This window comes from Marinobacter sp. EhC06, from assembly GCF_001650915.1.
GTDB lineage: Bacteria > Pseudomonadota > Gammaproteobacteria > Pseudomonadales > Oleiphilaceae > Marinobacter.
In genome coordinates this window covers 818,994-832,127 of sequence record NZ_LXYO01000023.1, presented here as the reverse complement: position 1 = coordinate 832,127, position 13,134 = coordinate 818,994, and the positions used below count along the sequence as shown (strand labels likewise).

Here is a 13,134-nt window from a genome sequence, read left to right as displayed (position 1 = left end):
ACTTTTCATGAAGTGGTGTTGTACCAAAACGACAATGAACAGGAGGTTCTGCATGAACGTCATGCGTCCGATTTCCGCGGCGGTCCTCGCCGCCACTCTGGCAACCCCGGCCATGGCCGACCGTCAGGAAACCGTCTACATCAACCCGTTTGCCGCTTTCCAGCTGTTTGACGACAAGCGCGACCTGAGCGAGACCGGCACCTTCGGTGTTGGTGTTGAGTACCGCTTCCGCCCCCACTGGTCGGTTGAGGCGCTCTACTCACGTGCCGATGCTGATCGCAAATACGTGGCAGGTGAATCCGAATTTGAGGAAGTCAGGGTCGATGGCACCTATTACTTTGCGGGTCCGGACGAGGCCTGGAACCCGTATGTGTCTCTGGGCGCCGGCAATGCCGATTTTGGTTCTGACAACAGTGGTGTCCGAACCGCTGGTAGCAACCATGACGAAACCCGGGTGAACGTGGGTACCGGCTTCCGCTACAACATCAGCGACGCCGTATCACTGCGTGGCGATCTGCGTGAGTTCCACGGTATTGACGAGAGCACCTTCGATACACAGGTTTCTTTGGGTATCAGCTTCGCCTTCACCCGGACCATTGCCCAGGCCGCACCTCAACCTGCGGACTCCGACGCGGACGGTGTTCCCGATTCCCGGGACCAGTGCCCCGGCACTCCTGCAGGGACAGTCGTTGACAGCACCGGTTGCGAACCGGATGCCGATCGCGATGGCGTTGTGGATAGCCGCGACGACTGCCCGAACACTCCCCGCGGGGCTGAGGTGGACAACCGTGGATGCGAACTGGACAGCGATAACGATGGTGTCGTGAACAGCCAGGATCTGTGCCCGAACACTACCGCCGGCGCTGAAGTCGACGAAACCGGCTGTGAGGGAGTTGTCGAAACCATCGAGACGTTTACCATCGAAGTGCAGTTCCCAACCAACAGCTCTGTCATCGGCAATTCCTTCGATTCAGAGATTCGCCGGGTGGCTGATTTCCTGAGTGAGAATCCTGAAACCATCGTGGAAATCGCCGGCCACTCCGACAGCCGTGGTGCTGCCGACTACAACCGTGCACTGTCACAGCGTCGGGCCGAAGCCGTTGCCGAACGCCTGACCGGCCCTCTGGGAGTTGATCCGTCGAGGGTTAACGCCGTAGGTTACGGTGAGGAAGCGCCTATTGCCTCGAACAACACCGCGGAAGGCCGCGCTGAGAACCGCCGGGTTGAAGCGCGCATTCAGATTCGCCGTTAAGCAACGATCGCAATCTGAGTAGTTTGAAAAGGCGCCTTCGGGCGCCTTTTCTGTTTCTGAAAACACGCGAGGGACCGATGCTCCAAGCCATTGCCCTGTTCTTTACCCTCTCCGCTCTGGCAGTGCCGGCACAGGCCCAGGTTTTTCGCTGCGAAAAAGACGGCAATACGGTGTTCTCCGGCCAGCCCTGTGGAGAGGATGCCGAATCGATTGAGTTACGGGACAACCGCATTGGCGGCAGCTTTGATCAAAACCTGCCGGCACAAGAGGCACCTGATCCCGGAGAACAGGCCGAAGAGTCAGAACCCGAGGAAGAGGCCGGCACCTGCCGGTTTATCAATTCCACCGATCTTCGCCGTTATCTGGTTCGCGAGCAGGTGGTCCGGGGCATGACCCGGGAGCATGTTCGCCGGGCCTTCGGCAATCCGCCTGAAACCTACACCAGCCCGCAGGAAGTCTGGATCTACCAGACCCGCTATTACGGCGCGCTTTATGAGCTGACCTATGTGTATTTCAGGGATGGCTGTGTTGAACGGGTAGAGTATCGGAAACCCTGACGGCATCGAGTAGCAGATTACGGGGCGTCAGCGCCCGGTCGCAGAACTGGCCGAGACGTACTCGGTAGCCTTGCTCCTCCAGATAGATCGCGTAATCGAGCACCATCCAGAGTTCCAGCGGGCGCCGGAACAGATGCCGGACCAGCTCATGGCGGCGAACCTCTGCCAGCCGACGCTCACCAAATGCCAACCAGTGATCAAAGTCCAGGCTGTTGGGCAACTCCAGGTGTTTTTTTGCCGCCGCCCAGTGGCAAAAGGCCGGGAAGCCTTCGTTCAGCAGCCGGGCAGGATGTGAAGGCACTGGCAGGTATTCGTCATGCCCTCGCAGGAACCGCTGCAGGCCATCGAACCCGAGGCGCCACTGGCTGATACGCCGGGTCTGCTCACGCACGCGTGCAGGCGCCGTTACCGTTTCCTGGACCGCCAGCCGCAAGTCGTTTCGGCCCGGTTGCAGCACCTTCTGATAACCCGACGCCCGTCTGGAAAGAGGCCGGTAAATAGTCTGGTCGGTCAGGTGGTAGCAGCAAGGTGAAATACTCAGCCTCGGCAACCCGGCCTCGCTACCCCGCTTCAGAAGCTGTCTATGCAGGTCGCCGCAGGCATGGAGCGCAACACCATGGTGATTGCCAGGAAGCGCCAGTTCCGCCGCCATGACATCCTGGCAGCCGATCGACACCCGATCCCCGAAGTGCTGGGCCAGCCGGTTGCCGTCACGCACCAGTTCCGGATTCCACTCGAGACCCTGTATCTCACCAGGGCAAAACGGCGCCAGCGTCCTGGACAGATGGCCCTTGCCGCAACACCAATCCAGGGCGGAGTGTTCCAGAGGCGTCAGTGCGGCGGCAAAAGCACCCGACTGCAGTCGCTTCCGGCCGGGCATATCCGTGGCCCGGATTTCCGGCAGGGTCGCCTCCAATGCCTTCTCGGCTGATGGCAAAAGCTCCGGCAGCTGCACCAGGTCGGCATAAGCCTCCAGCGACGGCAGCCACCGGGACGCTCGCGCGGCCAGCTCAATGGGGGCGTCATCCAGATGCTGGCATTCTGCATCGGTTAGCTCCGCCAGCATCGCGGTCAGTTGCGGATAAACTTTTGCCCAGGCCGGTTCCGGGGTCATGAACGGCGCCGGTTGCCAGAACTCCCGGTGCAGCACCAGCCAGTCGTTCAGCTGCTGCCACCGCTGGTAAAAAGATTCCGCGCCGTGGTGTAAACTCGCCGCCGGAGGTAACGTCATGCAACTGGCCTTTGTACTTGTTGAACCCAAGGTTCCGGAAAATGTCGGCGCAGCCGCCCGCGCCCTGTGCACCATGGGCTTTGGCGAGCTCTGGCTGGTCAATTCCGACCTGCACACCCGCCCGGAAGCCCACTGGCTGGCCCATGGCAGCGACCACATCCTGGACAATGCGCGCATTTTCCCCGATCTCTCTGCGGTAAGAAACTCCGTAGACCTGCTGATGGGAACCTCCGCCAAGACGCGGCATCAGCGCCAGGATTGGCACGGCCCCTCGGATCTGCGGAAGGTTTTGGCCACCAAGGAGGCTTCCGTAGCAACCGCAGCACTGGTGTTCGGCCGGGAAGATCGGGGGCTGTCCAATGAAGAGCTGGCGCTGTGCGATCTGCTCACCGGCATCCCCATGAAGGTCGCCTACCCCTCCCTGAACCTTGCCCAGTCGGTGATGCTCTATGCCTGGGAAATGTCCGGGCTTTCGGAAGCGATGGATAGCCAGCCTGAGCCTGCCGACGAAAATCGTCTTGGCGCCCTCCGCGGTCGGCTCGAAACTCTGCTACCGGAGCTGGATACACCGCCTGAGGGAAAACTGTCCCAGTGGGTTTTCGAGCGGTTGCCCTTGTTGTCTGATCGGGATGTAGGGTTTGTGCATACGCTGTGCTCGAACATTGAGCGCGTGCTTTCCCCTAAGGCGCACCAAGTTCGGAGAAAGAGCCAGCCGGATAAGCCCTCCCGGGATACGCTGTAAATACGTCCATGTACGCTCGACGAAAACATCCATGTTTTCGACGATCCCGGGAGGGCTTATCCGGCCGGTTCCCAGGCCTTTTGCGCGCACTGGTTTATTGAGATTACTCCTGGAATCTTGCGGGGCGGAAGGCATCTAGGCAGATGGCGGGTTCCTCGCCTTCGATTACCTGGGCGATAACATCGGCACTGCCGGCGGACAGGGTCCAGCCGAAGGTGCCGTGGCCGGTATTGAGATAAAGATTCTGTCGGGGACCTCGCCCGATAATGGCTGGCCCATCCGGGGTCATGGGGCGAAAGCCGGTCCAGGTTTCGGCGGCATCAAGATCCGCACAACCTGGGAACCGGGATTCGACCGACTTTCTGATCGTTGCCAGTCGGGCTTCGGGAATATCCCGGTTGAAATCCGCCAGCTCGACAAAACCCGTGGCCCGCAAGCGATTTCCCAAACGGGTAGCGACGACTTTGTAGTTGTCGTCATGGATTGTGGAGTTGGGGCCTCGCTCTGAATCTTTCATGGGAACCGTCAGGCTGTAGCCCTTCACCGGATAAATGGGCAGTTCCAGGCCTAGAGGCTGAACCAGATGATTGGACCAACAGCCGGCGCTGATCACGAACGCATCCGCTTCCAGAGTTTCCATACCCCCATCGCTTGTCCTGACTGAAATTGCACTGACCTTGTGGTTATCAGCAATCAGCTTTTCCGCTTCCACGTTGTAGCGAACGACCACTCCCTTGGCTTCGCAGGCCTTCGCCAGCTCCCGGGAGAATTGGTGACAATCGCCGGTGCCGTCGGTGTCGTAGCTCAGGGCACCATAGAGCGGGCCGTTGCCGACCATGCCGGGTTCGGCCTCGCGTACCTCTTCCGGTGTGAGTAAACGGGAAGGAATCCCGAGTTCGTTAAGAAGTTCATGGGTTGTTCGGTAGCCTTCCAGCGCCTCCGGGGTGCTGGCCAGGTGCAGCAGGCCCTGATGGTCCCCGTCGAAGGCAAGATCAAGCTCCTTTTCCAGAGCCAGGAACCGTTCCCGGCTGTGGATACCGAGCCGCAACATGGCCCGGCGATTCAATCCGAACAGGCCCGGCGACCAGGCGTAACGGAGGGTGGCGAACATGAATTTCAGCGTTTCCACAGACGGCGGAAACCGCAGTTTCAAAGGGCCGTCCTGCTTGAGGATCCAGGGTATGGCCTTGAACACAATTGAGGGATCGGCCCAGGGGTAGACCACGCCATAGGATCGCTGTGCCGCATTGGCTTTGCTGGTCTCGTTGCCGGCCATTGAATGGCGCTCCAGCACAGTCACCTGGTGGCCCCGGCGATTCAGCTCGTAGGCCGTGGTCATTCCCACCACGCCGCCACCGACTACAACAATGTGCATGCATTCCTCCACTGTGTTTATTTCACGCCGTTTTTTGCCAACAGGTGCCGGTATTCTTTCAAGACGTTCTCATCTTCTTTCGGGTAATCCGGCGCCAACTGCTTCAGCTGCTCAGCCAGCACTGCCGCAACAATGGCACGGGCCTGGGGTTTCCGGTCACCCGGCACGATGAACCAGGGCGCCTGCTCTGTATGAGTCGCGGCCAGGGCCTCTTCTGCAAAGGACTCGTATTGGCGACGCTTCTCCCAGCCGTCGATATCCGACTGATCAAACTTCCAGCGCTTGCGCGGTTTGTCCAGGCGTTTCAGGAGGCGCTGACGATGCTCGTCTTCCGAAAGGTTGAGCCAAATCTTGATAATCGTGGTGCCCTCTTCCACCAGATGATGCTCGAAGTTCCGGATGGAGCGGTAACGGTTCTCCCAGTTATAACTGTCAGGCTCATGGACCGGCCATACCCGCTCGGCGATCACAGCCTCATGATGGCTGCGATTGAAGGCGACCATCTCGCCAAAGCCAGGCAGAAAGGGCGTGACCCGCCAGAGAAAGTCGTGCCGGATTTCAGGGCCCTTGGGCCGGCTAAACGACCAGGCATGGAAGCCGGCGGGGTCTGCAAAGGTCGCCAGGGTTCGGATCAGGCTGTCCTTGCCGCTGGTATCCGGGCCGTGGGTGACCAGTAAAACCGCCCTGGCCCGATTCGCCCAGAGCCGGCGCTGATATTCGCCAATCTGTTCCAGGCTGGCCTCCAGTCCCGGCAGCTCCGTTTCATCGCTATCCAGCAACGTCGGGTAATCCCGGAACCGGGGCTTTCCGGGGTCGAAAAGAAAAGTACTGGCAAACGCCGACAGCTTCATCAAGGTGCTCCGTGCAACTCCCTATGGAGGTAATACAGGTCAACAATCGAACAAGCTGGTAAACTTGTGAGCCTGAATTCACAGAATAGCAGCCTGGACGCAGGTTGCGATGGAGTGTAGTGCCCGGCAATGAGTAAAAAACGTCGCGAGATTCCCGTATTCGATCACCCGATCATTGAAACCCACTGTCACCTGGATTACCTCAAGGACCGCCCGCTCGAGGAAACCCTGGAACAGGCACAAGGGGTCAATATCGAGAAAGTGATCACCATTGCGGTGTCCCCGGACAACCTTGCCAGGGTACGCGAACTCAGCCAGGTGGCGCCCTGGGTGTATGGTACCCAGGGAATCCACCCCCACGATGCCGAAAGCTATTCCGACCAAGTGGAAGCGGAAATCCGTGCCCACGCCCGGGATGAGAAGATCGTTGCCGTGGGCGAAATCGGCCTGGACTATTTTTACGACAACGCCGACCGGGACGTGCAGCGCGAGGTGTTCCGGCGTCAGTTGCAGATCGCCTGTGACACGGACAGGCCCGTGGTTATCCATAGCCGCGAAGCGGATGAAGACACCATTGCCATCCTCGGTGAGTTTGAGGATACCCTCAAGCGCCGTGGGGTGATCCACAGCTTCACGTCCGGCCCGGGGCTTGCCAGGTATGCGCTGGATCAGGGTTGGTGCCTGGGCTTCAATGGCATCACGACATTCAACAAGGCCGAGAATGTACGGGATATCGTGCGCATGGCGCCGATTGAGCAGATCCTGCTGGAAACCGATTCACCCTTCCTGACCCCGGTACCCTACCGCGGGAAGGAAAACGCACCGTTTTACCTGCCCTTTATCGCCGAGAAAATCGCCGAGGTGAAAGAACTGCCTCTGGATGAGGTGATTGGTAAGACTTACCAGAACAGCCTGAGGACGTTCTTCCCCGGCGAATGATCAAACGCGTCCCCATATCCGCACTCAAGGTCGGCATGTACATAACCGACCTGAACAACGACTGGATTCCCCATAACACCCAGCGCAAGCGCGGTGTGATCAAAAAAGAGGAAACCATCGAGAAAATCCGTCGGATGGGGGTGGAATTCGTCTATATCGATGCCTCGAAGGGGCTCGACACCCAGGACTCGGAAACGGCCGCAGAGGTGGATCGCCGGAACGAATCGGCTCTGCAAAAGGCGGGGGAACTGACGCCGGGGCTGCGGCCCTATGTGCCGCTTGCCGAAGAAATGGTCATCGCCCAGCAGATCCACAGCCAGGCACAAGGGCTGGTCGGCGAATTCATGAACCACGCCAAGGTTGGCGGTGCCATCGATGTGGCCCCCATCCATCAGTTGGCGGACGAACTCCAGCATTCCGTGCTCCGAAATGCCAATGCCCTGAGCTGTCTGGGACGAATCCGGGAGAAAGACAATTATCTGCTGGAACACTCGGTCAACCTGAGTGTGTTGATGTCCCTGTTTGGCAATTACCGCGGCCTGTCTTCGGATGTCTTGCACCAGACCATCGTCGGCGCCCTGCTCCACGACCTTGGCAAGATCCTCACACCCGATGAGATACTGCACAAACCAGGTCGCCTGACCGCCGAAGAATTCGAGGTGATGAAACTTCACGCCCGGCACTCACGGGACATTCTTGCCACCACCGAGGGTATTGGGGAGCTCACCGTCATCACGGCGGCCCAGCACCATGAGCGTCTGGACGGAACCGGCTATCCCGAAGGCCTGAAGGGCGACGAGATCTCGGAGTATGGTCGCATGGTGGCGATCAGCGATGTCTACGACGCCATTACGGCAGACCGGGTCTACCACAAAGGCATGACGCCAACCCAGGGCCTGAAGAAGCTTCTGGAATGGAGCGGCAGTCATCTGGATCCGGTACTGGTCAAACAGTTTATCCGCTGCCTGGGCCTCTACCCGGTGGGCTCGCTGGTGCTTCTGGAAAGCGGTCGTCTTGGCGTGGTGGTCGAGTCTAACGAGAGCGATCAAAGACTGCCGACCGTACGCGTGATGTACCATACCAAGTTCCGCATGCCGATCACGGTGGATACCATCGATCTCGCGAAACCGAGCACCCAGGACCGTATCCTTCGGGCCGTGGATCCGGATGAGTATAAGATTGACGTCCGGAAATTCCTCGCTTGAGTAGCCGACACCTCCGCTAGCCACGGGCTCTGCTAAGCTCAGAGAAAGAGGGCTTCGACCAAAACGAACCAACATGACTGCAACTATTTTCCAGATTCTTGGTGGCCTGGCCCTGTTTCTGCTGGCCATGGAAATGATGACCAATGGCCTGAAAAGCGCTGCGGGGCATCAATTGCGGCATATGCTCGGGCATTGGACCCGCACACCCCTCAGGGGGTTCGGCGCCGGTGTTCTGATTACTGGTATCGTGCAGTCCTCCAGTGCAGTGACGGTTGCCACCATCGGTTTTGTGAACGCGGGGTTGCTGAGCCTAGGCCATTCACTGGGTGTGGTTTTTGGCGCAAACGTCGGCACCACCATGACCGGCTGGCTGGTGAGCCTTGTCGGTTTCGGCTTCAAGATCGAGGCCTTCGCCATGCCTCTTCTGGCAGTAGGCGTGGCCATGAAACTACTGAGCCGGGGCCAGAGAAACCAATCTCTGGGGGAGGCATTGGCGGGCTTTGCACTGTTCTTCCTGGGTCTCTCGGTGCTGAAGGATTCCTTGGGCCAGCTGACTGTCGGGCTTGATAGCTCCGACTTCCTCGGGCAGGGGCTGGTACTGCCGTTATTCGTTCTATTCGGGTTTCTGGCGACCGTTCTGACACAGTCGTCCAGCGCTGCCCTGGCCATCATCCTCAGTGCCGCCGCCAGCAACCTTCTCTCCCTTCAGGATGCTGCGGGAGCGGTGATCGGCGCCAACCTTGGAACCACATCCACAGCGGCTATCGCGGTGCTCAAGGCAACGGCAAATGCCAGGCGTCTCGCCCTGGGCCACGTCATCTTCAATCTGGTCACCGGCGCCATTGCCATACTGGTACTTCCGTTGATGCTCTGGCTCGTTGCCTCGGTAACAGACTGGCTGGATCTCGACACCAACGCCGCCATGTCACTGGCCCTATTCCACACGCTTTTCAATCTACTTGGCGCCGCCATTATGCTGCCGCTGCTGAGGCCGTTTGCAAATATCCTGGCGCGTATGTTCCGCAGCAAAGAGGAGGATAACGCCGAGCCCCGTTATCTGGATGACACCCTAATTAACACGCCGGAGCTGGCCGTTGGAGCCGTTGATCAGGAAATGAAGCGGCTGTTCGGTTTGACCCGCGGTCTCCTGCGGGTATGTCTTGACCGGGAGGAGCTGATGCCGGAACAGATTCGCGCCAGGTCGGAAGCAGCCCTGAGCCTCAATAGCGCAATAACGGAGTACATCTCCCGCCTTCGGGCCGAGAAAATGTTGCCCGCCACGGTAGATACTCTGACCCTGTCCATTCGAACCTGCCGATATCTGGCCGAAGCAACGGGCCTGGCCCCGGCACTTCTGAAGTTCCGGCAAGCCGGAAAACTCGCACAATTGTCATCGTTGAAAACAGAAATGGACGCTTACACCGATTTACTGCGTGATCTGGTGGCATCTGAAGCACGCTTAGCGGAAACCTTTGGGGAAACCGAGAAGGTCTACCACATTCTCAAATCCCGAATGCTGTCCATGATTGTCACCCGGGAACTCCCAGCACTTGTGGGGGAACGAACCCTGGATGATCTGAGTTCAGTTCGCAGACTCTGTGACCAATGGAGTAAATCCCTGGATTGGCGCTCCTCTTCAGAGCTGCTCAATGGAGAGATTCAGGCAGAAGGCTCAACGAACCGGACATAGCGGTTACGGCCCCGGTGCTTGGCCTGATACATGGCCTGGTCCGCCTGCCGCAGCAGCTGATCTCCATCCAGATCCCCGGTTTGCGGGAACAGCGTATAGCCAATACTCGCTGAGACCTCGACGCTGTGATCGGCGACCCAGGCCGGCTCTGCCACCCGGGCCAGCAGACGCACCAACAGGCTTTCCAGGGATGCGTCATCCTGAACGTTCATGACGATAGCCGCGAACTCATCTCCGCCCAGCCGCGCCAGAGTGTCCTCTTCCCGGAGTTCTGCACGCATTCGGGTTGCAATCTCGACCAGCAACTGGTCGCCCGCCTCATGGCCGAAGGCATCGTTTACCGGCTTGAATTCGTCCAGATCAATGTAAACCACCGCCAGTTTGCCACTCTGTCGCCGGGTCAGGGCCATGGCCTGCTGGAGTCGATCAGCAAACAGGACTCGGTTCGGCATTCCCGTCAGGGCATCATAGTGAGCCATAATCCGGAGCTTTCTTTCCTGCTCCTTGAGCCGGCTGATATCGCTGAAAATTCCGACAAAGTGCGAGACTTCACCATGATCGCCACGAACACTGCTGAGGGTTACTGCCAAAGCAATGGGCTCGCCGTCATTTCTTCGGCTTGCGAACTCACCTGACCAGAATCCCTGGGCGCGGGCACTGGCGAAGATGCCGGTGCCCTCATCCACTGGCAAGGGGGGCAGACGCCCAATGGCCCGATTGCGTGGCCGACCAGTAATGGCCAGGTACGCGTCGTTGGCATCAATCACGATACCGTGATTATCGGTGATGAAAATGGCCTCGCGGGCATATTCGAATACGCTCGCTGCCAAACGCTGGCGCTGTTCTGCCCGTTTCCGCCGGGTGATGTCGTACAGTGAGCACAGAATAAGCGCTTCCGGCTCATCCTCGGTGTGCACAGGGGCCATGGTGAGCTCAACCCAGACTTCGGTACCGTCAGAGCGGTTCAGTACCCACTCGCATTGCTCGACCTGACCTTCGGATACCCGGGCCAGCATGGACGCCAGTTTCTGTCGGGAGATCTCACCATCCGGCTGGTATTCCGGCGAAAAAACCGCCAGATCCTTGCCAATCAACGATTCGCTGGAGCTGTACCTGAGCAGATCCACAGAGGCCCGGTTAGTATCGCTGAATACGCCGCCCTGGATCAGTAATGCCGCTTGCGGCCAACTCCGAATCAGCTGTCGCAGACGTCTCTGTTCCGAGGCCAGCTGCCTTTTGCTCCGGCCCAGCCATAGAGAAGATGCAACCAGCAGCATAACCAGGACCAGAATGGTAAAAACCCAGAGCCGATACTGGTGCAAAGCATCGACCCAGGTCAGTTGGGGCACCTGATCATAAGGCGGAACACGCAGCGTCCGCGCCAGATACTCCACGGACTGATAATCCGCGGGCGGCGAAAAGCCAGCAATGCCAATCGCCAGCGCAACATCATCTTCCGGTTCGATGGCAAAAAGCGCCGAAGCGATCTTTCGCACAGACCTTTCGTTTACATGAGGCAACGCCACCAGGGGCCATTCCGGGTAAAGACGTGTTGAAACAACATAAGGGAAACCAGCCAGCCGCTGACGGTTCAGAACCTTCACCCTGGTGAACAGATCTGGGTCCGTCTGCGCCAGCTGTTCCAGAATGCTGGTGCGGATGAAACCCACATCGGCATCACCGGACAGTACTGAGCGAACAACCCGGTCATGAGTGCCCAGAAAGCGAATCAGGTTCACTCGCCGGATATCAATGCCGGCGTCCAGAAGTTCCAGAACCTGGGTCTGGTAGCCACCCAGGAAATGAACGCCGGGCGAGGCAATCGTCTTGTCACGGAGATCGGCAAGATGCTCAATGTCGTTACGCCCTGCCCTGGTAAAAATCACGCCACCAAGACTCGCGGTCGAGGATTCGCGGGACCGTCTGACCAGAGTAGCCAGCACACCGGTCAGACTTCGCTCGCTCCGAATCAACAGAAAATGACTGGGGTTGGTGAGAAAAAGGTCCAGCCGGTTGGCGGCAATTGCCCGACTCATGTTCTCCTGGTTGAGGACCTCCAGCCTTATACGGATCCCGGTTTCCCGGGACAGATAGTCGGCCAGAGGCTGGTAGCGTTCCTGAAGCACATGGTCTGGCCGGTAGGCAAATACGCCCAAGGTCAGTGTCTCATCAGCATTGACTTCTGCAATCGCCATCAATTCCGTGGCAATCAGCAGCAACACACTGATAACAAAGCGCCGGACGTTCAAGGGACCCTCGCTGGCAGAAACAAAGGATCTGACAAACGCTGGATGCTCGGGTTCCGATCAATCATTCCCTCGGCAAGCATCAGGCGGGAAAGCGAGCCGGCCATCGTTTCAATGGGGCCGGCTGCCCTGAGGTAACGCTGGTTTGCAGCCAGGTCCGGCAGCATAACTGTGGCAAGCGCTGAGCGGACCTCATCAGGTGCTATTCCCTGACGGTCGGCGACCCGGTAAACGGAGTCGTGCATGTTCCTTACCAGGTGCTGCAAACCGGCAAAGTGGGCTCTCACCAGATCACGAACCGAGCTGCTATTCTTTTTTGCGGTCTCGCGGGTCACAACCAGGACATCAAAAATGGTTTCCGGAATATCACTGCTATCAAAAAGCCGGACTCCACCCAAGCTCTCAATCATGGAAGCCGTTGGCTCGTAGCATACCGAAGCATCCACCTCCCCCCGGGACCAGGCATCCGCATGCTGGCTAACCGGCAGATCCACCTTGGTGACGTCATTCGGGCCAAGGCCTGCCACCTCGAGTATCTTTAACAACATAATGCCCGAGACACCATTCAGCTCCACCGCAATTCGCTGCCCCCTCAATGCTGCCAGCTCATCAATGGCAGGCTTGACCATGAGCACATCGGCGCCGGCTGATACATCGGCCACAGCTACCACCACCAGCTCCAATCCCCTGGACCAGACCCGTATGGTTTCGTCCAGAGTGAGCGCCGCGCCGTCAAGCGCGCCGGCCAGAAGGCCTTCCATGGAGTCGGTTGTAGAAGTGCCCGGCCTCAGCGCAACCGTCTCCGGCAGCCAGTTGAAATCGTCAGCGAGATAGAGCGGTTCGTAGCCAATCCAGGGGTGAATGCCGAATCTCAGAGGGCCGGAACTGCTGCAACCCGGCAATCCCGCCGCGGACAGTCCGGCTGCTATCGAAAAACCAAGAAATTCACGGCGCTGCATCAGGATCCGGACCGGGCTTGGACATTAACAATTGTCAATAAACGTTAGTTTACTGTTTCACATACTACCCGTAAAACCGCAGCATGC

At 58.7% G+C, this 13,134-nt stretch carries 11 protein-coding genes; 6 read left to right on the top strand and 5 right to left on the bottom strand.

The genetic code is table 11. The features are described 5' to 3' along the window. Positions 1-52: 52 nt before the first annotated feature. Together A8B84_RS13660 and A8B84_RS13655 are read left to right on the top strand one after the other, a co-directional pair. Positions 53-1,252, top strand: a complete 1,200-nt coding sequence (locus A8B84_RS13660) for an OmpA family protein (protein ID WP_064229688.1) — start codon at positions 53-55, stop codon at positions 1,250-1,252. A gap of 77 nt (positions 1,253-1,329) precedes the next feature. Further along, a complete protein-coding gene (locus A8B84_RS13655; RefSeq protein ID WP_064229687.1) occupies positions 1,330-1,809 on the top strand; it encodes a DUF4124 domain-containing protein in 480 nt (159 codons plus the stop codon). Here the strand turns inward: A8B84_RS13655 and A8B84_RS13650 are convergent. Beyond that, a complete protein-coding gene (locus A8B84_RS13650) occupies positions 1,766-3,040 on the bottom strand; it encodes a methyltransferase (RefSeq protein WP_064229686.1) in 1,275 nt (424 codons plus the stop codon). The genes A8B84_RS13655 and A8B84_RS13650 overlap by 44 nt on opposite strands. On the opposite strand from A8B84_RS13650, the gene A8B84_RS13645 reads away from it, so the two are divergent. Further along, complete coding sequence (locus A8B84_RS13645) at positions 3,039-3,782, top strand: tRNA/rRNA methyltransferase (RefSeq protein WP_064229685.1); 744 nt, start codon at positions 3,039-3,041, stop codon at positions 3,780-3,782. The two genes, A8B84_RS13650 and A8B84_RS13645, sit on opposite strands and share 2 nt — an antisense overlap. Before the next feature lie 103 nt (positions 3,783-3,885). Here the strand turns inward: A8B84_RS13645 and A8B84_RS13640 are convergent, their stop codons facing one another. After that, the gene (locus A8B84_RS13640) at positions 3,886-5,157 is read right to left on the bottom strand and encodes a D-amino acid dehydrogenase (protein ID WP_064229684.1); all 1,272 of its coding nucleotides are present in this window, start codon (positions 5,155-5,157) and stop codon (positions 3,886-3,888) included. A gap of 17 nt (positions 5,158-5,174) precedes the next feature. Then, a complete protein-coding gene (locus A8B84_RS13635) occupies positions 5,175-6,008 on the bottom strand; it encodes a polyphosphate kinase (RefSeq protein ID WP_064229683.1) in 834 nt (277 codons plus the stop codon). A gap of 129 nt (positions 6,009-6,137) precedes the next feature. On the opposite strand from A8B84_RS13635, the gene A8B84_RS13630 reads away from it, so the two are divergent. The 3 genes from A8B84_RS13630 (at position 6,138) to A8B84_RS13620 (ending at position 9,842) form a co-directional block, all read left to right on the top strand. Then, the gene (locus A8B84_RS13630) at positions 6,138-6,947 is read left to right on the top strand and encodes a TatD family hydrolase (protein ID WP_064229682.1); all 810 of its coding nucleotides are present in this window, start codon (positions 6,138-6,140) and stop codon (positions 6,945-6,947) included. Then, complete coding sequence (locus A8B84_RS13625; protein ID WP_064229681.1) at positions 6,944-8,152, top strand: HD-GYP domain-containing protein; 1,209 nt, start codon at positions 6,944-6,946, stop codon at positions 8,150-8,152. The genes A8B84_RS13630 and A8B84_RS13625 overlap by 4 nt, the downstream gene beginning before the upstream one ends. Before the next feature lie 73 nt (positions 8,153-8,225). Next, a complete protein-coding gene (locus tag A8B84_RS13620; protein ID WP_064229680.1) occupies positions 8,226-9,842 on the top strand; it encodes a Na/Pi cotransporter family protein in 1,617 nt (538 codons plus the stop codon). Here A8B84_RS13620 and A8B84_RS13615 read toward each other — a convergent pair. Both A8B84_RS13615 and A8B84_RS13610 read right to left on the bottom strand, forming a co-directional pair. Next, positions 9,812-12,091: a diguanylate cyclase domain-containing protein gene (locus A8B84_RS13615; RefSeq protein ID WP_064229679.1), complete on the bottom strand. Its 2,280-nt coding sequence runs from the start codon at positions 12,089-12,091 to the stop codon at positions 9,812-9,814. The genes A8B84_RS13620 and A8B84_RS13615 overlap by 31 nt on opposite strands. Further along, positions 12,088-13,047, bottom strand: coding sequence for an ABC transporter substrate-binding protein (locus tag A8B84_RS13610; protein WP_082905164.1), 960 nt, complete (start codon positions 13,045-13,047; stop codon positions 12,088-12,090). The genes A8B84_RS13615 and A8B84_RS13610 overlap by 4 nt, the downstream gene beginning before the upstream one ends. Positions 13,048-13,134: the final 87 nt, after the last annotated feature.

What these genes read in the sequence shown, in the direction of transcription:
- A8B84_RS13625 (WP_064229681.1), top strand. Translation starts at nt 6,944, where the DNA reads ATGATCAAACGCGTCCCCATATCCGCACTCAAGGTCGGCATGTACATA.
- A8B84_RS13630 (WP_064229682.1), top strand. Translation starts at nt 6,138, where the DNA reads ATGAGTAAAAAACGTCGCGAGATTCCCGTATTCGATCACCCGATCATT.
- A8B84_RS13635 (WP_064229683.1), bottom strand. Translation starts at nt 6,008, where the DNA reads ATGAAGCTGTCGGCGTTTGCCAGTACTTTTCTTTTCGACCCCGGAAAG.
- A8B84_RS13655 (WP_064229687.1), top strand. Translation starts at nt 1,330, where the DNA reads ATGCTCCAAGCCATTGCCCTGTTCTTTACCCTCTCCGCTCTGGCAGTG.
- A8B84_RS13620 (WP_064229680.1), top strand. Translation starts at nt 8,226, where the DNA reads ATGACTGCAACTATTTTCCAGATTCTTGGTGGCCTGGCCCTGTTTCTG.
- A8B84_RS13660 (WP_064229688.1), top strand. Translation starts at nt 53, where the DNA reads ATGAACGTCATGCGTCCGATTTCCGCGGCGGTCCTCGCCGCCACTCTG.
- A8B84_RS13640 (WP_064229684.1), bottom strand. Translation starts at nt 5,157, where the DNA reads ATGCACATTGTTGTAGTCGGTGGCGGCGTGGTGGGAATGACCACGGCC.
- A8B84_RS13650 (WP_064229686.1), bottom strand. Translation starts at nt 3,040, where the DNA reads ATGACGTTACCTCCGGCGGCGAGTTTACACCACGGCGCGGAATCTTTT.
- A8B84_RS13645 (WP_064229685.1), top strand. Translation starts at nt 3,039, where the DNA reads ATGCAACTGGCCTTTGTACTTGTTGAACCCAAGGTTCCGGAAAATGTC.
- A8B84_RS13610 (WP_082905164.1), bottom strand. Translation starts at nt 13,047, where the DNA reads ATGCAGCGCCGTGAATTTCTTGGTTTTTCGATAGCAGCCGGACTGTCC.